The organism is Kitasatospora sp. NPDC051170 (assembly GCF_044455705.1).
Lineage (GTDB): Bacteria > Actinomycetota > Actinomycetes > Streptomycetales > Streptomycetaceae > Kitasatospora.
In genome coordinates, this window is the sequence record NZ_JBITFA010000007.1 from 287,051 (window position 1) to 311,477 (window position 24,427).

General features: G+C 74.7%; 25 protein-coding genes and 1 tRNA gene. 13 read left to right on the forward strand and 13 right to left on the reverse strand.

Features of this window, described 5'->3' with window-relative positions; translation table 11 throughout:
• Positions 1-115 precede the first annotated feature (115 nt).
• A complete protein-coding gene (locus tag ACIBCA_RS17785) occupies positions 116-370 on the reverse strand; it encodes a DUF6059 family protein (RefSeq protein WP_396283817.1) in 255 nt (84 codons plus the stop codon).
• A gap of 237 nt (positions 371-607) precedes the next feature.
• Here ACIBCA_RS17785 and ACIBCA_RS17790 point away from each other — a divergent pair, with 237 nt between their 5' ends.
• From ACIBCA_RS17790 to ACIBCA_RS17825, 8 genes are all read left to right on the forward strand, one after another.
• Positions 608-2,515 carry an HAD-IIIC family phosphatase gene (locus ACIBCA_RS17790; protein ID WP_396283818.1) on the forward strand — a complete coding sequence of 636 codons (1,908 nt, stop codon included), beginning with the start codon at positions 608-610 and terminating at the stop codon, positions 2,513-2,515.
• Positions 2,512-2,745: a phosphopantetheine-binding protein gene (locus ACIBCA_RS17795; RefSeq protein ID WP_396283819.1), complete on the forward strand. Its 234-nt coding sequence runs from the start codon at positions 2,512-2,514 to the stop codon at positions 2,743-2,745. Before ACIBCA_RS17790 ends, ACIBCA_RS17795 begins: the two co-directional genes overlap by 4 nt.
• A gap of 76 nt (positions 2,746-2,821) precedes the next feature.
• Positions 2,822-3,361 carry an NADPH-dependent FMN reductase gene (gene ssuE, locus ACIBCA_RS17800; protein ID WP_396283820.1) on the forward strand — a complete coding sequence of 180 codons (540 nt, stop codon included), beginning with the start codon at positions 2,822-2,824 and terminating at the stop codon, positions 3,359-3,361.
• A 224-nt stretch (positions 3,362-3,585) separates the two neighbouring features.
• The gene (locus ACIBCA_RS17805) at positions 3,586-3,678 is read left to right on the forward strand and encodes an Ms4533A family Cys-rich leader peptide (RefSeq protein WP_324607629.1); all 93 of its coding nucleotides are present in this window, start codon (positions 3,586-3,588) and stop codon (positions 3,676-3,678) included.
• A 146-nt stretch (positions 3,679-3,824) separates the two neighbouring features.
• Positions 3,825-5,543, forward strand: coding sequence for an ABC transporter substrate-binding protein (locus ACIBCA_RS17810; protein WP_396283821.1), 1,719 nt, complete (start codon positions 3,825-3,827; stop codon positions 5,541-5,543).
• A gap of 37 nt (positions 5,544-5,580) precedes the next feature.
• Positions 5,581-6,600 (forward strand): ABC transporter permease, encoded by a 1,020-nt coding sequence (locus ACIBCA_RS17815; protein WP_396283822.1) that lies wholly within the window; start codon positions 5,581-5,583, stop codon positions 6,598-6,600.
• Positions 6,597-7,586: an ABC transporter permease gene (locus ACIBCA_RS17820; RefSeq protein ID WP_396283823.1), complete on the forward strand. Its 990-nt coding sequence runs from the start codon at positions 6,597-6,599 to the stop codon at positions 7,584-7,586. The genes ACIBCA_RS17815 and ACIBCA_RS17820 overlap by 4 nt, the downstream gene beginning before the upstream one ends.
• Complete coding sequence (locus tag ACIBCA_RS17825; protein WP_396283824.1) at positions 7,583-9,280, forward strand: ABC transporter ATP-binding protein; 1,698 nt, start codon at positions 7,583-7,585, stop codon at positions 9,278-9,280. Before ACIBCA_RS17820 ends, ACIBCA_RS17825 begins: the two co-directional genes overlap by 4 nt.
• 58 nt (positions 9,281-9,338) lie before the next feature.
• On the opposite strand, the gene ACIBCA_RS17830 is transcribed toward ACIBCA_RS17825, so the two are convergent.
• Complete coding sequence (locus ACIBCA_RS17830; protein WP_396283825.1) at positions 9,339-9,881, reverse strand: hypothetical protein; 543 nt, start codon at positions 9,879-9,881, stop codon at positions 9,339-9,341.
• A 149-nt stretch (positions 9,882-10,030) separates the two neighbouring features.
• On the opposite strand from ACIBCA_RS17830, the gene ACIBCA_RS17835 reads away from it, so the two are divergent.
• A complete protein-coding gene (locus ACIBCA_RS17835) occupies positions 10,031-11,041 on the forward strand; it encodes an ArsR/SmtB family transcription factor (protein ID WP_396283826.1) in 1,011 nt (336 codons plus the stop codon).
• Positions 11,042-11,215: 174 nt separating this feature from the next.
• Positions 11,216-12,796 carry a PQQ-binding-like beta-propeller repeat protein gene (locus ACIBCA_RS17840; protein ID WP_396283827.1) on the forward strand — a complete coding sequence of 527 codons (1,581 nt, stop codon included), beginning with the start codon at positions 11,216-11,218 and terminating at the stop codon, positions 12,794-12,796.
• 54 nt (positions 12,797-12,850) lie between these two features.
• On the opposite strand, the gene pqqB is transcribed toward ACIBCA_RS17840, so the two are convergent.
• From pqqB to ACIBCA_RS17870, 6 genes are all read right to left on the reverse strand, one after another.
• A complete protein-coding gene (pqqB, locus tag ACIBCA_RS17845; RefSeq protein ID WP_396283828.1) occupies positions 12,851-13,762 on the reverse strand; it encodes a pyrroloquinoline quinone biosynthesis protein PqqB in 912 nt (303 codons plus the stop codon).
• Positions 13,759-15,156 (reverse strand): pyrroloquinoline quinone biosynthesis protein PqqE, encoded by a 1,398-nt coding sequence (gene pqqE, locus ACIBCA_RS17850; RefSeq protein ID WP_396283829.1) that lies wholly within the window; start codon positions 15,154-15,156, stop codon positions 13,759-13,761. Before pqqE ends, pqqB begins: the two co-directional genes overlap by 4 nt.
• Entirely contained in the window at positions 15,153-15,839 is a 687-nt protein-coding gene (gene pqqC, locus ACIBCA_RS17855; RefSeq protein WP_396283830.1) for a pyrroloquinoline-quinone synthase PqqC, read from the reverse strand. The genes pqqE and pqqC overlap by 4 nt, the downstream gene beginning before the upstream one ends.
• Positions 15,824-15,946 (reverse strand): pyrroloquinoline quinone precursor peptide PqqA, encoded by a 123-nt coding sequence (pqqA, locus tag ACIBCA_RS17860; protein WP_396283831.1) that lies wholly within the window; start codon positions 15,944-15,946, stop codon positions 15,824-15,826. Before pqqA ends, pqqC begins: the two co-directional genes overlap by 16 nt.
• A 257-nt stretch (positions 15,947-16,203) precedes the next feature.
• A tRNA-Cys gene (locus ACIBCA_RS17865) sits at positions 16,204-16,274 on the reverse strand.
• 107 nt (positions 16,275-16,381) lie between these two features.
• On the reverse strand, positions 16,382-17,167 hold the full coding sequence (locus ACIBCA_RS17870) for a class I SAM-dependent methyltransferase (RefSeq protein WP_396283832.1): 786 nt from the start codon (positions 17,165-17,167) through the stop codon (positions 16,382-16,384).
• Between the two features lie 193 nt (positions 17,168-17,360).
• Here ACIBCA_RS17870 and ACIBCA_RS17875 point away from each other — a divergent pair, with 193 nt between their 5' ends.
• The 3 genes from ACIBCA_RS17875 (at position 17,361) to ACIBCA_RS17885 (ending at position 20,002) form a co-directional block, all read left to right on the forward strand.
• A complete protein-coding gene (locus ACIBCA_RS17875; RefSeq protein WP_396283833.1) occupies positions 17,361-17,933 on the forward strand; it encodes a PASTA domain-containing protein in 573 nt (190 codons plus the stop codon).
• Between the two features lie 82 nt (positions 17,934-18,015).
• Positions 18,016-18,309, forward strand: coding sequence for a hypothetical protein (locus ACIBCA_RS17880; protein ID WP_396283834.1), 294 nt, complete (start codon positions 18,016-18,018; stop codon positions 18,307-18,309).
• A 172-nt stretch (positions 18,310-18,481) separates the two neighbouring features.
• Positions 18,482-20,002: a hypothetical protein gene (locus ACIBCA_RS17885; protein WP_396283835.1), complete on the forward strand. Its 1,521-nt coding sequence runs from the start codon at positions 18,482-18,484 to the stop codon at positions 20,000-20,002.
• A gap of 23 nt (positions 20,003-20,025) precedes the next feature.
• Here ACIBCA_RS17885 and ACIBCA_RS17890 read toward each other — a convergent pair whose 3' ends face one another.
• From ACIBCA_RS17890 to ACIBCA_RS17910, 5 genes are all read right to left on the reverse strand, one after another.
• On the reverse strand, positions 20,026-21,048 hold the full coding sequence (locus ACIBCA_RS17890; protein ID WP_396283836.1) for a protein kinase family protein: 1,023 nt from the start codon (positions 21,046-21,048) through the stop codon (positions 20,026-20,028).
• Positions 21,049-21,080: 32 nt separating this feature from the next.
• Positions 21,081-21,626: a GNAT family N-acetyltransferase gene (locus tag ACIBCA_RS17895; protein ID WP_396283837.1), complete on the reverse strand. Its 546-nt coding sequence runs from the start codon at positions 21,624-21,626 to the stop codon at positions 21,081-21,083.
• Positions 21,627-21,825: 199 nt separating this feature from the next.
• Positions 21,826-22,446, reverse strand: coding sequence for a TOPRIM nucleotidyl transferase/hydrolase domain-containing protein (locus ACIBCA_RS17900; protein WP_396283838.1), 621 nt, complete (start codon positions 22,444-22,446; stop codon positions 21,826-21,828).
• 157 nt (positions 22,447-22,603) lie between these two features.
• Positions 22,604-23,410, reverse strand: a complete 807-nt coding sequence (locus ACIBCA_RS17905) for a methyltransferase domain-containing protein (protein WP_396283839.1) — start codon at positions 23,408-23,410, stop codon at positions 22,604-22,606.
• A gap of 80 nt (positions 23,411-23,490) precedes the next feature.
• Entirely contained in the window at positions 23,491-24,369 is an 879-nt protein-coding gene (locus ACIBCA_RS17910; RefSeq protein WP_396283840.1) for a hypothetical protein, read from the reverse strand.
• Between the last annotated feature and the right edge of the window lie 58 nt (positions 24,370-24,427).

Below are 24,427 nucleotides of genomic sequence, written 5' to 3' on the forward strand. Positions count from 1 at the left end.
TGTGGCGGCGGCGGGGTGCCGTGTCAGCGGTGCCGGGAGGTCACCCCGGCGGCTGAACGGCAGCGCCAGGGCGGAACGGTCAGGTCGGTCGGGGCAGTCAGGTCAGTCGGGGCGGTCAGGTCGGCCGGCCCAGACGCGCCCACAGCTCCCGCTCGACGGGCGTGGGCGGAACCCCGGCCACGAGCCGCTCGGGATGCCCGGCCGGCGGGCCGGTACACGGCGACCGGAGCGGCGGGGTCCACTCCGTACCGTCGCAGCCGGGCATCGGCGCCCAGACGAGGGTGAGCCAGCGCATCGGCAGCAGGAGGTGGCGCAGCGCCCAGGCACCGGCCCGGTGGCGGAGCGCCGGTCGGAATTGCGGAACGTCCATGCCGGTACCTCCCGGGGTGCGGGATCAGGGGTCGCAGAGAGCCACCCACTCTCCGGGGTCCCTCGAAAGCAGCCCTGAACCGCCCCTGAACCCGCCGGGCCCGCACAGGGATTCAGGCCCGGTTCAGCCCGTACGGCCAGGATGGCCGGGCAGCCCGGCTCCCCGGCCCCGCGCCCCCGCCGGGAGGAACCGCGAACGAGCACGACCGACCGCGAAGAACCGATCGGAGAGCCCCCGTTGGAAACGACCGCCGCCGACCCGGCCCCGGCCCTGCTCGACCTGCGCCGCCGGGGCCGCCTCGCAGCCGAGTACCCCGCCGTCCGAACCCTGCTGGCCGAGGCCGACACCGCCCGGACGGCCCACGCGGGCCGGATCCTGGCCGGGCTGGACCCGGCGGAGGTGCTGGCCGCCCACCCGGGCACCCCCGCGCTCACCGTCGCCGTCCTCGGGCACGGCACCGTCGGCCCGCTGGTCGCCCCGCTGACCGGCGAACTCGCCCGTCACGGGCTGCTGTTGCGCCCGTACGTGGGCGCTTTCGACAGCTGGGTCTTCGAGCTGTCCGACCCCGGCAGCGCCCTCTACGCCGCCGATCCGGACCTGACGCTCTGCCTGCTCGACCCGGCCGTGGTCTTCGACGAGGTCCCGCTGCCCTGGCGACCGGAGGACGTGGCCCGGGTGCTGGACGGGAAGGTCGAGCTGATCGCGGGCCTCGCGGCCCGCTACGCGGCCACCGCCCGCGGCGTCCTGGTCCTCAACACCCTGCCTCTGCCACGCCGTTGGACCCACCAGCTGGTCGACCACCAGTCCCGGGCCCGGCTCGGCGCGCTCTGGCGGGAGGCCAACGCCCGGCTGCTGCGGCTGGGGGAGGAGAACCCCTCGGTGGTGGTCGTCGACCTCGACCCGCTGCTCGCCGAGGGCGTCCCCGTCACCGACCCCCGGCTCGACGCCTACGCCAAGGCCCACCTGTCCGAGCCGCTGCTCGCCGCCTACGCCCGCGAGGCCGGGCACCTGGCCCGGCACCTGGCCGGGCTGACCCGCAAGGTGCTCGTCCTGGACCTGGACCAGACGGTGTGGGGCGGCATCCTCGGCGACGACGGCCCCGAGGGCGTCGAGGCGGGCGGCACCCCGCGCGGCGAGGCGTTCCGGGGCTTCCAGCAGGTGGTCAAGCAGCTGGGCTCCCAGGGGGTCCTGCTCGCCGCCGCCAGCAAGAACGACCGCGAACCGGTCCTGGCCGTGCTGCGCGACCACCCCGAAATGACGCTGCGCGAGGCGGACTTCGTCCGGGTGACGGCCGACTGGCGCCCCAAGACGGCCGGGCTCACCGACCTCGCCGAGGCCCTCAACCTGGGCACCTCCGGCTTCGTCTTCGTCGACGACTCGCCCTTCGAACGCGGGCTGGTCCGGCGGGAGTTGCCCGAGATCGCGGTGGTGGCGGTGGACGAGGAACCGGCCCTGCACGTCCAACGACTGCTCTCCGACGGCTGGTTCGACGTCCGCAGGCTGACCGGCGAGGACCGCAGGCGCACCGAGCTCTACCGGGGCGAGGTCGCCCGCAGCGACTTCCTCCAGGGCTTCGACTCCCTGGCCGACTACCTGGAGGAGCTGGACGTCACCGTCCGGCTGCGCCCGCTGGCCGCCGAGGAACTCCCCCGGGTCTCCCAACTCACGCTGCGCACCAACCAGTTCAACCTGACCACCCGACGCCTCCAGCCCGCCGAGGTGGCCGCCTTCGCGGCCGCCGAGGGCAGCGGGGTGCTCACCGTGCGCTCCGCCGACCGCTTCGGCGACAACGGCCTGGTCGGCGCGGTCTTCCTGGCCCGCGAGGGCGGCGCCCTGCGGATCGACAACTTCCTGCTGAGCTGCCGGGTGTTCTCCCGGGGCATCGAACAGGCGGTGCTCTCCGCCGTCCTCGGCCTGGCCGCCGGCGCAGGCCTGCGCGAGGTCACCGGCCACTACCGGCCCAACCCGCGCAACGGGACGGTCAAGGACCTCCTCCCCCGGTACGGCTTCGCCCCCGCCGAGGGGTCGGCGCCTGCGGACGGAAGCCTCGCCTTCCGCCACGACCTCGGCACCGAACTGCCCCCGCCCGGCCACCTGCGCCTCGACGCCGACCTGGCCGGCCTCCTGGAAGGAACCCCCGCATGAGCGCCCCCGTCGGCCTCACCGAACTGATCGCCGTGGCCGCCACCGAACTGGGCCTGCCGCTGGGCCCCGAGGACGCCGACGCGGACTTCGACGACCTCCCCGGCTGGGACTCGCTCCACCTGCTGAGCCTGCTCACCGCCCTGGAGGGCCTCAGCGGCCGCCGGCTCTCGCTCCCCGACCTGCTCGGTGCCCGCACCCTCGCGGAGATCCACCGGATCGCCACCGGCTGAGCCGAACCGCACACCCGAACCGCATACCCGAACCGCACACCCGACCCACCCACCGCACCACCCGAACGAGGTTCCCATGGCACGCATCCTCACCCTCTCCGGCAGCCCGTCCCCCGTCTCCCGCACCGCCCGCCTGCTCGGGGTGGCCGCCCGGCAGCTCGAAGCCCGCGGCCACCAGATCACCGCCCTGGAGGTGCGCCTGCTGCCCCCGGAGGTGCTCACCGGCGCGGACGTGAACCACCCCGCGATCCTCGAGGTCGCCGACCTGCTGCAACGCTCGGACGGGGTCGTGGTGGGCACGCCCGTGTACAAGGCGGCCTACTCGGGCCTGCTGAAGTGCCTGCTGGACCTGCTCCCGCAGTACGCCCTGGCGGGCCGGACGGTGCTGCCGCTGGCCACCGGCGGCTCTCCGGCGCACGTCCTGGCGGTGGACTACGCCCTGCGGCCGGTGCTCACCGGCATGGGGGCCGCGCACGTCACCCAGGGCTGGTTCGTCCTGGACCGCGACATCCTCACGGCCCAGGACGGCGGCACCGAGCTCGCTCCCGCCGCCGCCACCGCCCTCGACGCCGTGGTCACCGGCTTCGCGGACGCCCTGCGGACCCCCGTCGGCTGAAAGCCGAACGCCGGAAGCCGAACGCCGGAAGCCGGAAACGGCTACGGCGGTGGCCGCGCACCGACGGTTCCCGGTGCCCGACATGGCGACGATCGTAGGTCGGATACGTCAATGACCTGGGTTTCGAAGCCCGCTGTTCATGAGCACGCAACGCCTCGCAACAGTGGGCCATCCTCCCGACCGAACCTTTGACTTTCCGCCGACAGTCCTCCAGTGTTCTCGCCATGTCCGAGCCGAACCCGATCGAGTGCGCCGCCATCGAGCTGGCGCTGATCGGCGTGGCCTCGCACTGCGTCGCCGACAACCTCTGTCGCTGACGCAGGCCCGCCCCGCCGCGTTGCGCCGAGCGCTGCCCCGGGACGTCCGCCCCCTCCTGCCGTAAGAGCGATGCCGCGCGTGCTCCGGCACGCCCCGGCACGCCCTGGCACGCACGCCCGTCCCGGTACCGAAAGGCTCCCCTGCCATGTCTCGAACGACCTTCACCCCGCGCCGCCTCGCCGCGGCGACCGTCACCGTCGCCCTGGTCGTCGGACTCGCGGCGTGCGGCCCGAAGGCCGACGGCGGCGCGAGCCCCGCCAAGGACGCGGCACCGAAGCCGGGCGGCACCCTCACCGTCCTCAACCAGAACCCGCAGGACCAGTTCGACCCCGCGCGGCTCTACACCTCCGGCGGTGGCAACGTGCCCTCGTTGGTCTTCCGCACCCTCACCACCCGCAACCGGGTGGACGGCGCGGCCGGCACCAAGGTCGTCCCGGACCTCGCCACCGACACCGGCACCCCCTCCGAGGGCGCGTCGGTGTGGACGTACCACCTCAAGGACGGCCTGAAGTTCGAGGACGGCTCGCCGATCACCACCGCCGACGTCAAGTACGGCATCGAGCGCTCCTTCGCCCCCGAACTATCCGGCGGCGCCCCCTACCTGAGGGACTGGCTGACCGGCGCCGCGGACTACCAGGGCCCGTACAAGGACGGCCGCGGCCTGGACGCCATCCAGACCCCGGACGAGAAGACCATCGTCTTCCACCTGAACAAGCCCGAGGGCGACTTCCCGTACCTGGCCACCCAGACCCAGTTCGCCCCCGTCCCCAAGGCCAAGGACACCGGCACCAAGTACCAGGACCACCCGGTCTCCTCCGGCCCCTACAAGGTGGTCAAGAACGAGAACGACGGCGCCCACCTCGTCCTCGAGCGCAACCCGAACTGGTCCGCGGCCACCGACGACCAGCGCAAGGCGTACCCGGACACCGTCGACGTCCAGTCCGGCCTCGACCCGGCGGTGATCAACCAGCGGCTCTCCGCCGGCACCGGCGCCGACGCGGCCGCCGTGACCACCGACACCAACCTCGGCCCCTCCGAACTCGCCCAGGTGAAGGACGACAAGGCCCTCGCCGCCCGCGTCGGCACCGGCCACTTCGGTTACGTCAACTACCTGGCCTTCAACCCCAAGGTGAAGCCCTTCGACAACCCCAAGGTGCGCCAGGCGATCGCCTACGCGCTCAACCGCACCTCGGTGGTCAACGCCGCCGGCGGCTCCTCCCTCGCCGAGGCCGCGACCACCTATCTGCCCCAGCAGGAGAGCTTCGGGTACACGCCCTACGACCCGTTCCCGGCCGGCGCCACCGGCAACCCCGAGAAGGCCAAGGAGGCGCTGAAGGAGGCCGGTTACCCCGACGGCCTGACCATCACGCTCACCCACTCCACCGAGTCCGGCAAGGGCTACGGGCCGAACCTCGCCACCGCCGTCCAGGACGGCCTGAAGGCGTCCGGGATCACCGTCCGGCTCGAGGCCCTGGACTCCACCAAGTACTCCAAGACGATCCACACCGTCACCACCGAGCCCGGCCTGTTCCTCTCCGGCTGGGGCGCCGACTGGCCCTCCGGCGGCCCGTTCCTCGCCCCGATCTTCGACGGCCGGCAGATCGTCACCGACGGCTACAACTTCAACTCCGCCCAGCTGAACGACCCTTCGGTCAACGACGAGATCGACCGGATCAACAAGGTCACCGACCACGCCGAGGCCGCCAAGCTCTGGGGCGCCCTGGACAAGCGCATCGGCGACCAGGCCCTGACCGTCCCGCTGTTCCACCCCGTCTACAAGCGGCTGTACGGCAAGGACGTGCACGGCATCGTCATCAGCGACTGGACCGGGGTGCTCGACATCTCCCAGGTCGCGGTCAAGTAGCCGAGGGCGAAGGAAGGATCGGATCGGTCCGACGACCATGGCACCACCGCAACCCCTCACCGGGGAGGCCCCCGCGGCCTCCCCGGCGCCCCCGGCCGCCGGGAGGCCGCGGATCCGGCGGCGGCTGCTCGCGCGGCGCGCCGCCGTCGCGGCCGGCCTCGTCCTCGTCCTGCTCGTCCTCGTCGCGGCGGCCGCACCGCTGCTCACCGCGATCGAGGGCCAGGATCCCACCAGCTACCACAACGAGCTGCTCGACTCCGCGGCCGGCGGAGTGCCCACCGGCACCCTGGGCGGCATCAGCGCCGACCACTGGCTCGGCGTCGAACCGGGCACCGGCCGGGACGTGTTCGCCCGCCTCGTCCACGGCGCCCGAATATCCCTGCTCGTGGCCGTCGGCGCCACCCTCGTCCAGGTCACCATCGGCGTCCTGCTCGGCCTCGCCTCCGGCCTCGGCGGGCGGCTGCTCGACCAGGTCATCGGCAACACCACCGAGGTGTTCCTCGCCCTGCCCTCGCTCGTCCTCGCCATCGCGCTGATGGCCGTCGTCCCCGTCGACTTCCCCCGCCCGCTGCTGCTGACCCTGGTCATCGGACTGCTGGGCTGGTCCGGCACCGCCAGGGTGGTCCGGGCGCAGACGCTCAGCCTGAAGCAGCTCGACCACGTCGCCGCCGCCCGCCTCGCCGGCGCCGGTCCCTGGCGCATCGCCCGGCGGGAACTGCTGCCCGCCCTGGCCGCGCCCGTCATCACCTACGCGGTGGTGCTGCTGCCGACCAACGTGATCTCCGAGGCGGGGCTCTCCTTCCTCGGCGTGGGCGTCAAACCCCCGACCTCCTCCTGGGGTCAGATGCTCTCCAACGCGACCACCTGGTTCCGCGCGGACCCGACGTACGTGCTGCTCCCCTCCGCGCTGCTGTTCACCACCGTGCTCGCCTTCACCGTGCTCGGCGACGCCGTCCGCACCGAGCTCGACCCCCGCGCGGCCTCCCGGCTGCGGGTCGGCACGGCGCGCGGCGCCACCCCCGCCGACCGGGCGCCCGTCGAGGAGCCCACCCCGTGACCCGCTTCCTGCTCCGCAAGGCCCTCGGCACCCTCGGCGTGCTGCTCGCCATCTCCGTGATCGTCTACGCGGTCTTCTACATCGCCCCCGGCGACCCGGCCCAGCTGGCCTGCGGCGAGAAGTGCAGCCCCGCCCAGGTCCACCAGGTGCGCGAGCGCCTCGGCCTCGACGCACCCGTGTACCTGCAGTACGCCCACTTCCTCCAGGGCGTCCTCGCCGGCCGCGACTTCAGCGCCGGGACGGGCATGATGCACTGCCCCGCCCCCTGCCTGGGCATCTCCTACCGCAGCGGCGAACAGGTCACCGACATGATCACCGCCCGGCTGCCGGTGACGGCCTCGCTCGCGTTCGGCGCGATGGTGCTCTGGCTGGTCCTCGGGGTCGGCGCCGGTCTGGTCGCCGCGCTGCGCCGGGGCCGGCTCAGCGAGCGCCTGCTGACCGCGGTGACGCTGGTGGGCATCTCCGTCCCCGTGTTCGTCACGGGCCTGGTGCTGCTGATCGTCCTGTGCGCCCAGCTCCAGTGGCTGCCGTTCCCGGCGTACGTGCCGCTCACCGAGGACCCCCAGCAGTGGTTCTGGGGCCTGCTGCTCCCCTGGATCTCGCTCGCGCTCCTCGAGTCCGCCAAGTACGCCCGGCTGACCCGCTCCTCGATGCTGGAGACCCTGGCCGAGGACCACATCCGGACCTTCCGGGCCTACGGCGTCAGCGAACGGCGGCTGGTGACGCGGCACGCGCTGCGCGGCGCGCTCACCCCGGTGATCGCGCTCTCCGCCCTCGACCTCGGATCGCTGTTCGGGTCCGCCGTGCTGACCGAGTCGCTGTTCGGCCTCCCGGGCCTCGGCAAGCTGCTCGTCACCTCCGTCGGCCTGATCGACCTGCCGACCGTCGTCGGGCTCACCCTCGTCACCGGGTTCTCCGTCGTCCTCGCCAACGTCATCGCGGACGTGCTCTACGCGGTGACCGACCGAAGGGTGGTCCTCGCATGAGCCCCGAGCCCCTGGGCCCCGTCCTGGTGGGCCCCGTCCTGGCCGAGGTCCGCGACCTGGTCGTCGACTTCCCCGTCGGCGACGGCCACCTGCGCGCCGTCGACGGCCTGGGCTTCACCCTGACGGACGGCCAGGCCCTCGGCATCGTCGGCGAGTCCGGCTCCGGCAAGAGCACCGTCGCCCACGCCCTGCTCGGCCTCCACCGGGGCACCGGCGCCCGCGTCGGCGGCTCGGTCCGGATCGCCGGCGTCGACGCCGTCACCGCCGAGGGCGAGGAACTGCGGCGCCTGCGCGGCGGGTTGGCCGCCATGGTCTTCCAGGACCCGCTCTCCGCCCTCGACCCGTACTACGCCGTCGGCGACCAGATCGCCGAGGTCGTCCGGACGCACCGGCCCGTCTCCCGCCGGGCCGCCGGGGCCCGGGCCGTCGAGGTGCTGGAGCGGGTCGGCATCGCCGACGCGGCGCGGCGCTCGCGCTCGCGCCCGCACGAGTTCAGCGGCGGGATGCGCCAGCGGGTGCTCATCGCGATGGCTCTGGCCTGCGAACCGCGGCTGCTGGTCGCCGACGAGCCGACGACCGCGTTGGACGTCACCGTCCAGGCCCAGATCCTCGACCTGCTGCACGAGTTGCGCGCCGAGACCGGGGCCGGACTGGTCCTGGTCACCCACGACCTGGGCGTGGTCGCCGGGAGCGTCGACCGCGTCCTGGTGATGAAGGACGGCCGCGCGGTGGAGCACGGCCCCGTCACCGAGGTGCTGGGCGCCCCGCGCGAGCCGTACACCCGCGCCCTGCTCTCCGCCGTCCCCCGCGTCGACGCGCCGGCGGCCCACGAAGGCCCGAGCGGGCCCGCCGAGGGCGAGGTCCTGCTCGAAGCCACCGACCTGCGCCGGGAGTTCGCCACCCGGGGCGGTCTCGCCCGGCGCGCCGCCCCGCTGGCCGCCGTGGACGGCGTCTCGCTGACCGTGCGGGCCGGCGAGACCCTGGGCGTGGTCGGCGAGTCCGGCTCCGGGAAGACCACCCTCGGGCGGATGCTCGTCCGGCTGCTGGAGCCCACCGGCGGCCGCCTCCACTACCGCGGCCGGGACATCGGAACCCTCGGGGAGAGGGAACTGCGCCCGCTGCGACGGGAGTTGCAGATGGTCTTCCAGGACCCGGTCTCCTCCCTCAACCCGCGCCGCACCATCGGCGAGTCCGTGGCCGACCCGCTGCGCGTCGCCGGCGAACGCGACGAGCGCCGCATCCGCGCCCGGGTCGGCGACCTCCTCGAACGCGTGGGCCTCGACCCCGACCGGTACCACCGCTACCCGCACGAGTTCTCCGGCGGCCAGCGCCAGCGCGTGGGCATCGCTCGGGCCCTGGCGCCCCGGCCGCGCCTGATCGTCTGCGACGAACCCGTCTCGGCGCTGGACGTCAGCACCCAGGCCCAGGTGATCGAACTGCTGGGCGAACTCCAGCGCGACCTCGGCCTCGCCCTGGTCTTCATCTCCCACGACCTCGCCGTGGTCCGAGAGGTGAGCCACCGCGTCGCGGTGATGCGCGCGGGCCGGATCGTCGAACAGGGCGAGGCCTCCGCCGTCTACGAGGCGCCCCGGCACCCGTACACCAAGGCCCTGCTGGCCGCCGTCCCCGTCCTCGACCCCACCGAGGCCACCACCCGCCGCCACACCCGCCTGGCGGCCGCCGCCCGCGACTGACGGGCCGGGGCCGGCCGCCCGCACCCCCGTGGCGGGCGCCCGGCCCCGGCGCGGGGCGTCAGGCGAGGGTCTCGCAGAGGTTCTCCACCCGGTTCTGCGCCAGGACCTGGACGTTCTTGTCCGGGTGCACCAGCAGGGCCGCACCGCCGCTGAAGACGAAGGCGCCGGGCGCGTGGTACGGGTTGCCGGGGTGGATCCTGGTGGAGATGTGGGAGTCGCCCGGCACCTCCCAGACGGTGCTGCCGTCGGGCAGGCGGTACTCGGTGGCGTCGCCGCTCTGGTCGCGTACGGTCTCGGCGCCGGTGTCCAGGTTGGTGTAGCGCAGGAAGAGCGGGCCGCGCCACAGGACCTCCGCCGGGGAGCCGTCGGGGTAGCGGGCGACGGTCCTGGTCTCCTCCCCCTCCAGCACGTGGGTGATGTGCAGGTGGAACGAACAGACCGTCCCGGCGGGCGCGTCGGTGTCCTGACCGTGGTACGGCACCCAGCCGTCGTCGGAGCCGGAGCCGGCCGCCTGCGCGGCCGGGGCGGCCAGCAGCAGGACGGAGGTCGCGAGGGCCGCCGCGAGGGCGGCGGGGCGGGTGAGGTGCGGGCGCAGGCGCATGGGAAGCCTCCAGGACGTCGGGGCGGCCGCGTGCGGGCCCACTGCCCCCGCGGCCGTGCACCGGTTATCGTCGGGCCGGAGCCGCGCCGGCGCGATGCTTTCGGCCCCAGCCGAAAGGCCCGGGCGCACGGGGAGGGGTGGGAGGGGGCGTGGTGCTGCGCATCCACTTCACGGCCGAGGACCTGCTCGGCACCCGGTTCGCGGACGCCCCGGCGCCGCTGATGGAGCTCGAACTGGCCGTCGCCATGCTCCAACGCCGCGACGTGGGCCCGGAGTTCGCCCGCCGCCACCGGCTGCTCGGCGCCGCGGCCGCCCGCTCCGTCGCCCCGCTGAACGAACTCGTCCCGCCCAGCGGCCGAGGCCCGTTCTTCCTCGACCCGCTCACCCCCGGCCTGGAGCACGGCCTGGAGGCCGTCCGCTCCTCCGCCAACACCCTGGTGCGCAGCGAGCTCACCCGCATCCACCGCAACGGACTGCCCGTCACCGCCCTGATGCGCGCCCTCGCGGACGAGGACCGGCAAGCCTGGCAGCACCTGGAGCGCAGCCTGCGCGCCTCCCACGCGGTGCTGATCGACGAGGCCTGGTCCCGGCTGCGCCTCGGCTTCGACACCGACCTCGCCTGGCGCTGGCGCGTGCAGCGCGAGCAGGGGCTGCGCGGAATGCTGGCGGGCCTGTACCCGGGCAGCCGGTGGCGCGAGGGCACCCTGGAGATCGCCGTCGCGCGGCAGGCCGACTACCGGCTGGAGGGCGGCGGCGTGCTGCTGATGCCGTCCGCGCAGTGGACCGGGGAGCCGCTGTGCGGCCTGCTGCCGAACGGGGAGCTGCTGCTGCTCTACCCGGCGCTCACCCCGCTGCCCTACCTCGCCGAGGAGTCCCCCGCCCCGGGCGCCGACCCGGACGAGCCGGTGGCGGCCCTGCTCGGCCGGACCCGCTCGGCCGTCCTGCGCCTGACGCTGCGCGAGCCGACCACCGGTCAGCTCGCCCGCGAGCTGGGCATCTCGGCGGCCAGCGCCTCCGAGCACGCCCGGGCGCTGCGCCGGGCCGGGCTGGTGAGCACCGTACGGGCCGGGCGCGCGGTGCGGCACAGCTGCACCCTGCTCGGCCACCGGCTGCTCTCCGCGGCGGCGCCGACGGCCGGGCGCGCTGCTCCCCTCGCATGAAGCTGTCGCCGCGTCGCGCCGCAGGTGCGCGGCCGATCGACGGAGCGTCATCACAATGGGCCCTCGGCCGGACTCGGCGTCCACGGCAAACCGGAGACCAGGGCGGATCACATGACGCGACTCAGTTCACCCACGCACCGGCGAGGCGGAGAGGGGAGGAGGAGGACCCGGGTGATGCGCCGGCTGAAGCCGGGGGCCGCCCTGGCGGCGGGCCTGATGCTGCTCGGCTTCGCGGCACCGGCGCAGGCCGTCGACCCCACCGTCTCGATCAACAACAAGCGCACCGGATGGGACGCGAGCGAGCCGAACCTCTCCCCCTCCAAGGTCTCCTCCTCGGCCTTCGGCCAGCGCTGGTCCACCCCGGTGAACGGCGCGGTGCTGGCCCAGCCGCTGGTCACCGGCTCGAACGTGATCGCCGCGACGGAGAACAACTACGTCTACGGCATCGACCCCGCCACCGGGAAGACCAACTGGACCCGCCAGCTCGGCCCGGCCTGGCCCACCTCGACCGTCCACTGCAACGACCCGGCCGCGCACACCGGGATCACCGCCACACCGGTGTACGACCCCGCCTCCAACACCGTCTACACCCTCGGCAAGGCCAACGACGGCCCGGACGCCCAGCACCCCCACTGGTACCTGCACGCGCTCAACGCCTCCACCGGCGCCGAGCGCACGGGCTGGCCGGTGACCATCCAGGGCACGCCGACCAACAGCCCCGGCCACCCCTTCAACCCCATGACGGCCAACGGGCGCCCCGGCCTGCTGCTGATGAACGGCTCGGTGTACGCGGCCTTCGCCTCCTACTGCGACACCGAGCCGTACGTCGGCCAGGTCGCCGGCGTAAACGTCGGCTCCCGCAAGGTCACCCTGTGGACCACGGAGGCCGGCTCCGACACCATGGAGGGCGGCATCTGGCAGAGCGGCGGCGGGCTGGTCTCGGACGGCTCGGGCCGGATCTTCGTCGCCACCGGCAACGGCGCAGGCACGGGCGCCTCGCCGAGCCAGGGCCCCGGCAACAAGCCGCCATCCCACCTCGGCGAGTCGGTGGTGCGGCTGGGCGTCAACAGCGACGGCAGCCTCAGCGCCAGGGACTTCTTCAGCCCCACCAACAACCGGACCATGGACAGCAACGACACCGACCTCGGCTCCGGCGGGCCGACGGCCCTGCCGAACGGGTTCGGCACCACCGCGCACCCGCACCTGCTGGTCGAGGTCGGCAAGGACGGCCGGGTCTTCCTGCTGGACCGGGACAACCTCGGCGGCATGGGCCAGGGCCCGAACGGCACCGACAACCCGGTCAGCATGGCCGGCCCCTTCGAGGGCATCTGGGGCCACCCGGCCGTCTTCGGCGGTGGCGGGGGCTACATCTACACCGTCGCCACCGACACCGGCAACGGCCGCTCACCGATGCGGGCGCTCAAGTACGGCGTCAACGGCTCCGGCGTCCCGGTCCTGACCAGCGTCGCGACCAGCAACGAGGGCTTCGGCTACGGCTCCGGCTCCCCCGTGGTCACCTCCAACGGGACGAGCCCCTCCTCCGCGCTGGTCTGGGCGGTCTGGTCCGGCTCCGGCGCGGGCGGCGTCGGCGGCGAGCTGCGGGTGTACGACGCCTTGCCCGTCAACGGCGTCATGCACCTGCGCCGCTCCTTCCCGATCGGCACGGCGGCCAAGTTCGTGGTGCCGGCGACGGACGGCGGCCGGGTCTTCGTCGGCACCAGGGACGGCCACATCGTGGGCTTCGGCAGCCAGTGACCTGAGGCCCGTGATCGTGCCCCCGACCGCCCGCCGGTCGGGGGCACCGATGTTTCACGGCAGTTCGATCAGCTCGCCCTCCCGCGCGACCTCGGCGCCCGCCGCCAGCACCTCGGGCGGGGTCCGCCGGGCGAGCGGGTTGGTGTTGTTGAGGTGGGTGTAGAGGTAGCAGGGGCCGGGGCGGAGGGCGAGGTGGGGCAGCGAGTCGTGGACGGCGAGGTGGCCCATGCCCGGTGAGCGGCGGGCGCCGCCCGTACGGTCGGCGAGTTCCCCGGCGGTGGCGAAGGTGCCGTCCAGCAGGACCACGTCCGCCCCGGCCACGGCGGCGTCCATGGCCGGTGTCCAGTCGGCCAGCCCCGGGGCGTACACGGCGCAGGCGCCGGTGCCGTCCTCGGTGAAGCGGTAGCCCGTCACCCAGTCTCCGTGGTCCGGCAGGTGGTCCGGCAGGTGCTCCGGCAGGCGGTCCGGCAGGTGGGCCGCGTACCGGGGGCGCTTGCCGCCGAGCGCGAAGGCCTCCGCGCGCAGCCCGCCCTCGAGGTCCACGGGCTTGCCCGGGGTGACGGTGTGCCAGTCGGCCCCGGTGTAGGCGGCCAGCAGCGGGCCCACCGGGAAGGCGTGGTGCAGCGCGTGGCGCACCGGCGCGGTGGCGTGCACGGTGAAACCGGAGGCCTCGCGCAGGGTCAACAGGCCCAGGGTGTGGTCGAGTTCGCCGCTGGTCAGCAGGACGCCGCGCAGCGGGGTGTCCCGGGTGCCCGGGGCGGGGGCGAGTTCGGGGGCGGCGAGCAGCTGGGTCCGCAGGTCGGGCGAGGCGTTGACCAGGTACCAGGCGCGGCCGTCGCCGCTGACGGCCAGGCAGTCCTGGCTGCGGGCCTCACCGCCGCGGCGGGCGGCGGTGCACTCGGCGCAGCCGCAGTTCCACTGCGGCAGGCCGCCGCCCGCGGCCGTGCCGAGCACCCTGATCCTCACCCCACCTCCTCCGTCGGGGACTTCAGCCGCCGGGGCGCCGGCGCGGCCGTCTCGGCGAGGACGGGCGCGGTGACCAGGTGGTGGTCCGGAGAGAGGCGGCAGGCGGGGTCCGTCGCGGCCGGGTCGCCGGTGAACTGGTAGGCCTGGCAGCGGCAGCCGCCGTGGTCCACCTCGCGCAGCGGGCAGCTGCGGCAGGGCTCCGGCATCCAGTCGGTGCCCCGGAAGCGGTTGAACGCGGGCGAGTCGTGCCAGATCTCCGTCAGCCCGTCGGTGACGGCGTTGGGCACGGCCGGTCCGGGCAGCTGGGCGGCGGCGAGGCAGGGCAGCACGTCCCCGTTGGGGGCGACCGCGAGCTGCTCGCGGCCCCAGCCGTTCATGCAGGGCTTGACGGTGCCGTCGTGCAGGTCGGCGGCGACGTGCACGATCTCGATCCGCCCGCCGTGGCGCTCCCGGGCGGCGGCGACGTCCCGTACGGCCTGGCGGACCTGCTCCTCGCCGGGGGCGAGGTGGGCGCGGTTGCGCCAGGCCCAGCCGTAGTACTGGACGTGGGCCAACTCGACGCGGTCGGCGCCCAGTTCGACCGCCCGGTCGGCGATGGCGCCGAGCCGGGCCAGGTTGCCTCGGTGCAGCACGGCGTTGACGGTCAGCGGCAGGCCCGCGGCGGTGAACTGCCGGGCGGCGGCGAGCTTGCGGTCGTGGGCGGCGATCCCGGCGACGGCGTCGGCGCGGCGCGGGTCGGTGTCCTGGAGCGAGAGCTGGACGTGGTCGAGGCCCGCCCCGGCGAGCTCCTCGGCGCGTCCGGCGGCCAGCGGGAGGCCACTGGTGACGAGATTGGTGTACATCCCCAACTCCCGTGCTCTGCCGATCAGTTGCCCCAGATCCGGGCGCAGCAGCGGCTCGCCGCCGGTCAGGTGGAGCTGGAGCACGCCGAGCCCGCGGGCCTGCTCGAGGACGCGCAGCCACTGGCCGGTGTCCAGTTCCGCCCGGTAGCGGGACAGGTCGACGGGGTTGGCGCAGTAGGTGCACTGGAGCGGGCAGCGGTAGGTGAGTTCGGCGATCAGCCCGAGCGGGGCGGGCGCGCGCACGGGCCCGCCGGGCGGGGCGGCGGCCGTCGTCTCCAGCGCGGGCGCCCCGGCGCCGTCGAGGGCGAGCAACCGCCGCTCCGCCAGGTCGGCGAGCAGGGCGGCCACCTGGGCGCCGTCCACGCCCTCGTACTCCTCGGAGAGCGCGGCGGTGACGGACCGTACGTCGCGGCGCCCGTCGCAGTGGCGCAGCACGGCGGCGGCGGTGTCGTTGAGCAGCAGCACGCCCTCGGGGTGGAGCAGGGCGCGGCGCCCGCGCGCCGGGTCGTGCACCAGCCGGACGCCGGGGCGCAGCCCGGGGGCGCCGGTCACCGCTGCGGCCCGTAGTCGACGGCGTCCAGCATGGCCCGCAGCACCTCGCACTTGAAGGCCAGCGCCTCCACGGCGGCCTGCTGCTGGGCCTCGGTCACGCAGTGGTCCAGGACGAGTTCCAGCGTGCGGGCGCTGTCCTCGCGGGCGACGGGGATGCGGTGCTCGAAGTAGGCGTACCCGGCCGGGGCGATCCAGTCGTAGTGCGCGCGCCAGGCGGTGACCCGGTCGGCCATGTGGTCGGGCGAGAACATCTCGGTGAGCGCCGCGGCCACGCCCTCGGTCCAGGGCCTGGTCTGACAGAAGTGCAGGTACCCGTCCACGGCGAAGCGCACCCCGCGGGCGACGTGCCGCTCGTCCAGCACCTCCTCGCGCTCCAGGCCCACGGCCTCGGCGAGCACCAGCCAGTCCGCCAGCCCGCCTTCCGCGCCGGTCCCGTCCTGGTAGGCGAGCCGGCCCGCCCAGGCCCGACGGACCTGTGGCAGCGGGCAGTTGGCGATGATCGCGGCGTTCTTGCGGGTCAGGCAGAGCTGGTAGTACCACCGGTTGGCGACCCAGCGCCGCAACTCCGGTGGCGTGCAGCCACCGGAGTGCAGGCGCAGGTGGAACGGGTGGGTGTCCCAGTACCGTCCGCGCAGCTCGTGCAGCCTGGCCGCGAACCGCTCACGGCTCAGCGGTCGCGCCACGTCGAGGCCCGTCCGGCGTACGCGGTGACCTCGGCACCCGTGCGGTGGCACTCCACCGCGGGCGCGGACCAGACGGGCCTGGCACCCGCCGCAGCGGCCACGGGCACGGCCGCGGCCCCTTCTGACGGTGTCGGAGTTCGGGCGGCATCCATGGTGCCTCCTCGGTCGGGGTTCCCGGCCGCGCAACCCGGGCCGGAGAGAGCACGACAGCCCTCTGCCCGGACGCTACGAGCCCCCGCCCCCGCGCGCCGCCCGAGAACCCCGCCTCATGAAGCCCCGAGACCCCCCACAACCCGCCGTTCCCCCGCCGGAACCCCCCGCCCGCGCCCCCGCGCGGCACTCACCCGCCCGGGTGAGGAAGAAGAGGTGGAGATAGGATTCGAACCCATGTAAACGGCCCTGCAAGCCGCTGCCTCACCGCTCGGCCACTCCACCGTGGCAACACGGAGAACACTACGCAGCCCCGGCGCCCGGACACCGACGCCGCGCGCACACCTCACCCGAACGGCTCAGGCCGGGTGGTGGGGAGCCCGGGAGCCGCGTCAGTCCGAGGGACCGCGGCGCAGGGTGAGCATGTCCTGGGTGTGGCCGATGGCGTAAGTGCCGTCGGGCTGGGCGAAGTTGCGCTGGACGTAGGCGGTCAGGGCGGCGCGGGTGGGGCGGGGGTCCATGGTGGCGAGGTCGGCGACGTTGACCATGAACTCGGCCACGTCCACCGCCTCGTCCAGGTTCCGCGCGCGGTAGCGCAGGCCGAGGGTCTCCAGGGCGAGGCCGTCCCCGGGGTGGCGGTCGCGCAGGGCTGCGGCGAGGGGGCGCAGGTCGTAGCGGGCGCCGGTGAAGTGGGCGGCCATCCGCATGCAGGGGCTGTCGGGGTTCTGCAGGACGACCAGCAGCGTGCCGCCTGGCGCCGTCCAGGAGCGGATGCGGGTGACGACGGGCAGCCACTGCGCCTCGGGGACGTAGTAGAGCACGTGGGAGAGGTGCACCAGGTCGGCCGGCTCCGGCGGCTCGGCGCGCTCGATCGGCTCCGGCAGGACCAGCGCCTCCGGGCAGACGGCGCGCAGCTTCTCCCGCATGGCGGCGCTGGGCTCGACGGCGACGGTGCGCTCGAAGGACCGCCCCAGGTACGCCGTGGTGCGTCCCTCCCCCGCCCCGACGTCCAGCAGCACCCGCCGGTGCGGCAGCGCGGCCACGACCTCGCCCAGCCGGGCGTGGGTGAGCGGCTTCTCGTCCGTCCCGGCGAGGAACAGCTCGAAGGCCCGCCGGTACTCCGGGCCCGACACGTCGAGCACCCGCACCGGCCGGTCGTCCATCATCGTCGGTTCCATCCCTGCCTCCTCCGAGAACGCCGCACGATCGCGCCCCATCCCACCCGGCCCGGCCTCCCGCCCCACGCAGGCACGTTCCTGCCCGCGTGTCGCCCGGCCGCGGCTCCCGGTGGTCGGGGGCGCAGGGGTGTGCTCGAATGGAGTAAAGGCAGCAGCGCCAAGGGGCCACTGTCATCGTTTTCCGGAGGCTGCCGTGCTTCTGGCCACGCCTGAACCGTCCCCGTCGCCCGGTACCGGTGGTACGCCGGCGGGGCCGAGTGTGCTGAGTTGGGGGGAGACGCTCACCGCGCTGGTGATCATCGCCGCGGTGATCCTGGTGATCGGCCTGATCCTCTGGCTGACCACTCCTGTGAAGAACGCGCCGGGCAGCGGGGTGGCGCGCAGCTGGATCGCGCTGTCGCTCATCTCCGGGCTGCTGTTCTCGGGGGTGCTCGCGTTCGCCGTCAACGACTCGACGATCCGTAGCGGACTGGTCGGGGCGCTCGGAGCGGCGGTCGGTGCGGCGACGGCGTTCTTCTTCTCGTCGAAGTCGACCGACCAGGCGCACGATCTGCTGACCAGTTCCATGGGCACGGAGACCATCCCCGACCTCCTCGGGCGCACCTCCGAGGACGCGATGCGGGTCCTGAGCACCACCACGCTGAAACTGGTGTCCGCCGACCCGTCCTACGCCGTGCCCGCGCCCGGGCGCACCGTCGCCAAACAGGATCCCGCGCCGGGCACCACCGCTCCCAAGGGCACCACCGTGCAGGTCACTTACGCCTGAATTCGCCGGAGCCGCCGCCCGCCGCCCCCGGCAGCGCTATCGTGCTGTCCCTGGCCGGGCACACGGGAGGGGGCGGGGCGGGGTGCGGTTCCTCTTCGTGCACGGCACCGGAGTGCGGCGGGACGGCTACGACCCGCTGTTCGAGCTGGTCGCGCGCGAGTTGCTGGCCCGGTTCCCGGAGGCCGAGACGGTGCCCTGCTACTGGGGGGACGAGCACGGCGCGACCCTCGGTGCGGGCGGCGCCTCGATACCCGGCTTCGCTGCGGCCGTGTCCGCGCCGGAGGCGCTGGTGGACCGGGCGGACGGCGGGTGGACGCTGCTGTACGTCGATCCGCTGTGCGAACTGCCCCCCGTCCCCTCGACCCGCGCTGCGTGACGCCTTCCGGCGGCCCGGGCTCCGGGACCCGGGCCCACAGAGCGCCGGCGAGGATGACAGCGGCCCTGCCTTCTACGATCCCGACGAGTGATCGCGCGCCAGGGGTGTGGGCAGCCTCGGCAACGGGCGACCACAGGTTCGGGCGGGGACGGCCGACTGTCAGACTGGTCCGATGATCTCCGACTCCCTCACTGAGGCCCTCACCGAGGCCCGGCTGCGCGGCGTGGCCGCCAACCCGGGTGCGCCCGCCGAGGTGCTGCTGCGGCTGCTGGCGCCCGAGGGGCGCGCGGCGTGGGCGGTGCTGTGCGGGGAACGGGCGCTGCCGGCGGAGGTGGTGGAGGCTGTGCTCGCGCACCCGGAGCCGCCGGTGCGGGGGCGCTTCGCCCGTAACCGGTGGGCGGCGCCCGAGGAGCGCGGGCGGCTGGCGAGCGATCCGGAGTCGATGGTGCGCGCCGCCCTCGCGAGCGGGCCGAGGCCCCGGTGGTTCGGGGCGGCGACGCCGCTGCCCGACGCCGTGCTGGAGGCGCTGCTGACGGCCCGGGACGAGGACTTCCCCGACGGGCAGATGCTGTCGGCGGCCGAGGTCGCCTCGGAGCTGGTGAGCTCCGGGCAGGTCCCCCCGGCCTTCCGTCGCGGGCTCGCCACCCACCCGAACCCGGTACTGCGGCGCCAGGCCGCCTGGCCCTGGTTCCGGCTGACACCCGAGCAACGCGCCGCGCTGCTCGCCGACCCCGACCCGGCCGTCGCCGAGGCGGCGCGCGAGAACAGCCGCACCCTCGACCCGGCCGCCATGGAGGCCGAACTCCCGGAGCAGGACTGCCACGCCCGCCACCTGATCCTCGTCAACTACGCCATCTCCCCCGCCGTCGCCGCCCGCTGCCTCACCGAGGGCCGCGACCTGTGGTCCCTGGCCTCCAACCCCCACACCCCCGCCGAGACGCTCCCCCGCCTCGCCCGGGAGGCCGACCCGAGGGTGCGCGAGCGCGTCGCCGCCCGCGCGGACCTCACGCCCGCGCTGCTGGCCGAGCTGGCGGACGACCCGGACGACGCCGTCCGCACCCGGGCGCGGCTCCAGCCGCTGCCGCGCACCTGGCCGCAGCGCGCCGCCATCGACCGGGTCCTCGGGCACGACGCGGACTGCCTCGGCCCGGCGGGCGAGATGCACCACGAGCCGGAGACGGCCTGGTACGAGGAGTGCGCCGCCTCCCCGCACCCCGTGCTGCGCCGCGTCGCCGCGACCTGCGCGCGGCTGCCCGAGCCGTGGGTGCACCGCCTCGCCGGGGACCAGGACGCGGACGTGCGCCACCTGCTGGCCTGCAACCACCCCCTGGCGCCGCCCGCGCTGCTCCTCGACGCCTTCCTCGCCCTGCCCCGCCAGCGCGCCCACCTGCTCACCCTCCCCCGCCTGCCCCGCACGGGCCTGAGCCACCTGCTCACCCACGAGGCCCCCGAGGTCCGCGCCCTGGCCGCCGCCGACCCGACCCTCCCCGAGCCGCCCCTGCCCCTCCTCACCGACCCGGACGACCACGTCCGCCGCGCGGCCGCCGCCAACCCCCTGCTGCCGCTCGACCTCCTCGACCGCCTCCTCGACGACCCCACCCACGCCCAGGGCGCCGCCGCCCACCCCCGCCTGCCCGCCGAGCGCCTGCACCGCCTCCTCGACGAGGCCGGGCTCGCACGGCCGGCGGTGTAGCCCCGATACCGATACCGCTACCGCTACCGGAGGACGAGTTCGAGCTCTGCCGCGGGGTACGGCGTGCTCCTGCTCCCGCGCAGCAGGCGGCGGTGGAACCCGCCCATCAGCAGGGCGGTCCGGGCGTGGCGGTCGATCGCGGCCGCCGCCTCGGGGGCGAGGCCCTCGGGGCGGTGGCCGGTGGTCCAGTCGCTCAGGAAGGCGTCGGCGTCGGTCCCCGCGAGGAGGTTGTCGCGCAGCAGGTGGCTCAGCACGTAGTGGCGGTCGTAGTCGCGGTGGAGGGCGAAGAACTCCCGTTCGGACGCGTCGAGTTCGAAGGTGGAGCTCAGCGCGAGCCCGTAGTCCGCGAAGTGGACGCGCCGCCCGTCCGTCAGCAGGTTGTGGAAGTGCGCGTCGAAGTGGACGAGCCCGCGCGAGCGCAGGAAGGCCGTACCGCGCGCCAGTTCCTCCTCCACCCAGGGCAGGGCGGCCGCGCCGTGCTCGTGGAGCCAGGAGCCGAGGGTGCCCGGCACGTACTCGAGGAACAGCACCACGCTGTGGGTGGCCCGCCCGATCGCCTCCAGCCGGGTGCGGACGGCCGGTGAGCCGCCCCAGTGGGCGACGGCGCCGTCGATGCCGCCGAACTCGTCGGCGAAGCCCTCGAACGGGGTGTCCGGCAGGACGCGCCAGTGGTGGGTGAGCGGGAAGCCGTCGTACTCGCCGCCGAGCGCCCAGTGGGTGGTCATCAGGTGCACGGCCAGTTCCCGCCAGGCGCCGAAGCCGCTGGAGCCGAAGCCGTACTGGTAGTACAGCGGCAGGCCGAAGTGGTTGGCCGTCGAGCGCAGGTGCTCGGGCCGCAGTTCGAGGTCCGTCAGCGGGATGCGCTTGACGAAGACCGGCGTGCCGTCCACCTCGGCCGCACCCGTACGGCCGCCCATCCCGGAGGCCACCGGCACCGACCGGACGAGCTCCGCGAGCCGCCGGTCACTCAGCTGGTCCAGCCGCGCGGCGACCCGCCGGTGGGTGGCGAGCCGGGGATCGGTCGAAGGCTCCGCAGCAGTGCTCATCCGACGATCGTAGAACGCTGCGCGGCCGCCCCTCAGCCCTCCCGGCTGATCCTCCACACCAGGTCCTCACCGGTGTCCCCGGGCGCGACCCGCTCGACCGGACGGCGGACGAACTCGGTGAAGCCCAGCCGCGCCGGGACCGCGCCGCTCGGCAGGTTGGCCGGATCGTGGCAGATCTCCACATGGGCGACGCCGGGGAGCCGGAACGCCTCCTCCACCAGCGCGCGGGCCGCCCGGGTGGCCAGGCCCCGGCCGGTGGCGGCGGGGTGGAGCCAGTAGCCGATCTCGCGCACGTCGGCCGCCGCGCCCTCGGCCCGGAAGATGCTGCAGGCCCCGACCAGCGCGCCGTGCTCCTCGATCGCGTACGTGAAGTTCTGGCCGCTCTCCCATCGTTCGTCCCGGGTGGCGAGGAACTGGTCCGTGACGGCCGGATGGTCGGGCACCCAGTACATCCAGGGCCGCAGGTGCTCCAGGGACTCGTCGATCAGCCGGTGGTACGCGGCGGCGTCCGTGTCCGCGCCGATCCGACGCAGGGTCAGACCGCCGTCCGACTCGATCACGTTCGGTGGGAGGTCCATGACCGGAGGATGACGCCTTCCGTTCGCACCCGCAACACATTTTAAGGTCCCCTTCGTCCAACTGCTCGTCCTCGGGCCGGCGGTGATCGCGGTCCGGCCCGACGCCCCAGGGGGGTCCGAAGGAATGGTCGTGGCCCCCGGCGGTCCGGCCGGGGGGCTGGGTTCACCGCGCTGATCGTCCGGGCTGCCGGGGCGCCGCTCACAGCCCGGCGAGCAGCGCCGTCAGCGGCGTCGCCGGGTGGGCCGGGGTGAGGGCGGCGGCGAGGACGTGGCCGTAGTGGATCTTGCGGCCCTTCTTGGTGCCCAGGAAGCGCTGGAGCTGCCGGTGCGCGGTGCGGCCGCGCTGGGCGGGCTGGCGGAGGAAGACGTCCAGGGCGCGCAGGTCGCCCTGGGCCTCGACGAGGTCGCGGACGGCGTCGACGCCGAGGGTGCGGATGAGCTCGTCCTCCAGGTCGGCGACGCAGACGTGGATGTCGGCGGCCTCCGCGCCCGCGAGCTGCCAGCCGCGCAGGTAGTAGCCGCGCTCGGCCTCGTCGCAGAGCCCGGCCAGGCGCAGACCCAGGCCCTCCCGGCCGAGGTTGGCGGCGTAGCGGCCGACGTTCATCGCGCCGCCCATCGGCAGGACGCAGACACCCTCGGCGGCGAGGTCCCGGCCGTGGGCGGCGGCGAGGGTGTCGAGGGCGGCGGAGTCGCTGAGGCCCTCCAGCAGGACGGCGGTGTGCACGCGCAGGCCGTCGGCGAGCCGCCGGGCCGGTTCGGCGGGGCCGCCACCGAAGGTCCAGGCGGCGAGGGCCTCGCGGAAGGACGCCATGTCAGCCATGGTGCTCCCCGGTTCCACCCAGGGCGTGTCTGACAATTGGCGTCGGATGAGCGGGCGTCTCCCCCAGCCTTCGGCCGGGAGCCATTGGCGACTGACGAGAAGCCGTCGAGGTGCGTGCCCCAACGACGCCCGCCCGGCGGGAATTGTCAGACACGCCCTAGACCTTCCGGCCCCAGGCGGAGACCAGGGGCGCGATGGTCAGGTCGAGGCGGCCGGTGGCGACGTTGGCCAGGTGGCGGTCGATCTCCTCGTCCGTGGCCAGGCCCTGCTCCACCAGGAGGTGACGGACCTGGCGCACCGTCGCGGCCTCCAGCACGGTGAGGGCCGGGGAGGTGATCGGGAAGTAGGCGTCGGCCTCGACGTCCACGAGCCCGGCCTCGCGCAGGACCCGGGGCAGGGTGCGCCCGTACGCGAGGTCGGCGCCCCGGCCGGCCATCAGGGTGCGGAAGGCGGTGCGCAGCCGGTTGGCGAGGGCCTGGTCGGGGCCGAACTCGTCGATGCAGAGCAGGGGTTGGAGCTGGGGGTCGGCGTCCTCCAGCAGCAGCCGGCCGCCGGGGCGCAGCGCCTGGACCATCCGGCGCAGGGCTTCGGCGCGGTCGGCGACGTGGACCAGGACGAGCCGGGCGTGCACCAGGTCGAAGGATCCGGGCGGCGGCGGGTCGGAGGCGACGTCGTGGGTGAGGACCTCGATGCGGTCGGAGGCGATGCCCGCCGTCCAGGAGACGTCGAGGTCGGTGGCGACGACGGTGCCGGTGGGGCCGACCCGTTCGGCGAGGCCGAGGGGGACGGACCCGCCGCCGGCGCCGACCTCCCAGCAGCGCATGCCGGGGCGCAGGCCCAGGCGGTCGACGTGCCGGAAGGTGACGGGGTCGAAGATCTCGGCGAGCGCCTCGAAGCGGGTGCCCGCCTCGGACTGCCGGTTGTCCAGCAGGTAACCGCCGTCACTGCCCTCGTGCTCAGCCATGCGCCGATTCTGGCAGACGGGCGGGCGCTGATCATCCCGATCGATCATTCCGATTGATCATCCGGTTCGGGCGATCGGGCTCAGCCTGCCGTCCAGGGCGCGTCGGGCAGTGTCGCGGCGGCGTCGCGGCCGGTGAACTCCAGGGTGGTCGGGGTGCCCAGGCCCGGCATCGCCATGGTGACGCGGCGCAGGCCCCCGTCCCCGTCGAGCCAGTAGGTGAGGGGTGAGCGGGCGCCGTCGGGGGCGGAGCCCTGGGCGCGGGGGCCGGAGAAGCGGTCGTAGTCGCGGCCGTCGATGCGCTCGCGGCCGAGCCAGCGGGCGCCGGACTGGGCGAGCAGCAGGGGGTTGTCGGGGCGGTCGGCGCCGAGCTGGACGAGGAGTTGGAGGCCCGCGTCGAGGGGGTCGGTGGTGTAGGCGCGGGGGGACCAGCCGGTGCGGGGCACGTGTTCGGCCTGCTGCCAGGGCGGGCCCGTCTCGCCCTCGGGGGCGGGGGCGAGGCCGAGGCCGCCGGTGTCCCAGACGATGAGGCCCTGGTCGGTGCGCGCTCCGGCGCTGCGGGGTCCGGCGGTCGGGGCGGGCGCGGGGGCGGCGGCGCCGAGGGTGCGGTAGCTGCCGACGCCCCGGTGGGCGCGGTAGTCGACGATGCCGGTGACCTGGATCCGTAGGTCGCCGCCCTCGGCGGCGGTGAGGGTGACGGCGGCGGGGCTGGCCTGGTAGAGGGTGAGGCGGGAGAGGGCGAGGCGGGAGGCTTCGTCGACGGTGACGGGGCGTTCGGCGGCGGCGTCGTCCCCGGAGACCGTGCGGTAGACGGCGTAGCCACCGGCCGTGGCGGCGCAGACGGCGGCGGCGATCAGCGCGCCGAGCAGGCGGCGTCGGCGCGGGGGCGTTCCGGTCCCGGTGCGCCGGGCCTTGGCGCCGTCGGGGGCGGCGGGCTTCTTCGGCCGGGCCTTGGTGGGCATGGGTGCGCCTTTCGTCGGTCCGGGAAGGTCCGGGAAGGTCCGGTCGGGTCAGGTCGGG

What these genes read in the sequence shown, in the direction of transcription:
- ACIBCA_RS17785 (WP_396283817.1), bottom strand. Translation starts at nt 370, where the DNA reads ATGGACGTTCCGCAATTCCGACCGGCGCTCCGCCACCGGGCCGGTGCC.
- ACIBCA_RS17795 (WP_396283819.1), top strand. Translation starts at nt 2,512, where the DNA reads ATGAGCGCCCCCGTCGGCCTCACCGAACTGATCGCCGTGGCCGCCACC.
- ssuE (WP_396283820.1), top strand. Translation starts at nt 2,822, where the DNA reads ATGGCACGCATCCTCACCCTCTCCGGCAGCCCGTCCCCCGTCTCCCGC.
- ACIBCA_RS17805 (WP_324607629.1), top strand. Translation starts at nt 3,586, where the DNA reads ATGTCCGAGCCGAACCCGATCGAGTGCGCCGCCATCGAGCTGGCGCTG.
- ACIBCA_RS17810 (WP_396283821.1), top strand. Translation starts at nt 3,825, where the DNA reads ATGTCTCGAACGACCTTCACCCCGCGCCGCCTCGCCGCGGCGACCGTC.
- ACIBCA_RS17815 (WP_396283822.1), top strand. Translation starts at nt 5,581, where the DNA reads ATGGCACCACCGCAACCCCTCACCGGGGAGGCCCCCGCGGCCTCCCCG.
- ACIBCA_RS17825 (WP_396283824.1), top strand. Translation starts at nt 7,583, where the DNA reads ATGAGCCCCGAGCCCCTGGGCCCCGTCCTGGTGGGCCCCGTCCTGGCC.
- ACIBCA_RS17830 (WP_396283825.1), bottom strand. Translation starts at nt 9,881, where the DNA reads ATGCGCCTGCGCCCGCACCTCACCCGCCCCGCCGCCCTCGCGGCGGCC.
- ACIBCA_RS17840 (WP_396283827.1), top strand. Translation starts at nt 11,216, where the DNA reads ATGCGCCGGCTGAAGCCGGGGGCCGCCCTGGCGGCGGGCCTGATGCTG.
- ACIBCA_RS17870 (WP_396283832.1), bottom strand. Translation starts at nt 17,167, where the DNA reads ATGGAACCGACGATGATGGACGACCGGCCGGTGCGGGTGCTCGACGTG.
- ACIBCA_RS17885 (WP_396283835.1), top strand. Translation starts at nt 18,482, where the DNA reads ATGATCTCCGACTCCCTCACTGAGGCCCTCACCGAGGCCCGGCTGCGC.
- ACIBCA_RS17890 (WP_396283836.1), bottom strand. Translation starts at nt 21,048, where the DNA reads ATGAGCACTGCTGCGGAGCCTTCGACCGATCCCCGGCTCGCCACCCAC.
- ACIBCA_RS17895 (WP_396283837.1), bottom strand. Translation starts at nt 21,626, where the DNA reads ATGGACCTCCCACCGAACGTGATCGAGTCGGACGGCGGTCTGACCCTG.
- ACIBCA_RS17900 (WP_396283838.1), bottom strand. Translation starts at nt 22,446, where the DNA reads ATGGCTGACATGGCGTCCTTCCGCGAGGCCCTCGCCGCCTGGACCTTC.
- ACIBCA_RS17905 (WP_396283839.1), bottom strand. Translation starts at nt 23,410, where the DNA reads ATGGCTGAGCACGAGGGCAGTGACGGCGGTTACCTGCTGGACAACCGG.
- ACIBCA_RS17910 (WP_396283840.1), bottom strand. Translation starts at nt 24,369, where the DNA reads ATGCCCACCAAGGCCCGGCCGAAGAAGCCCGCCGCCCCCGACGGCGCC.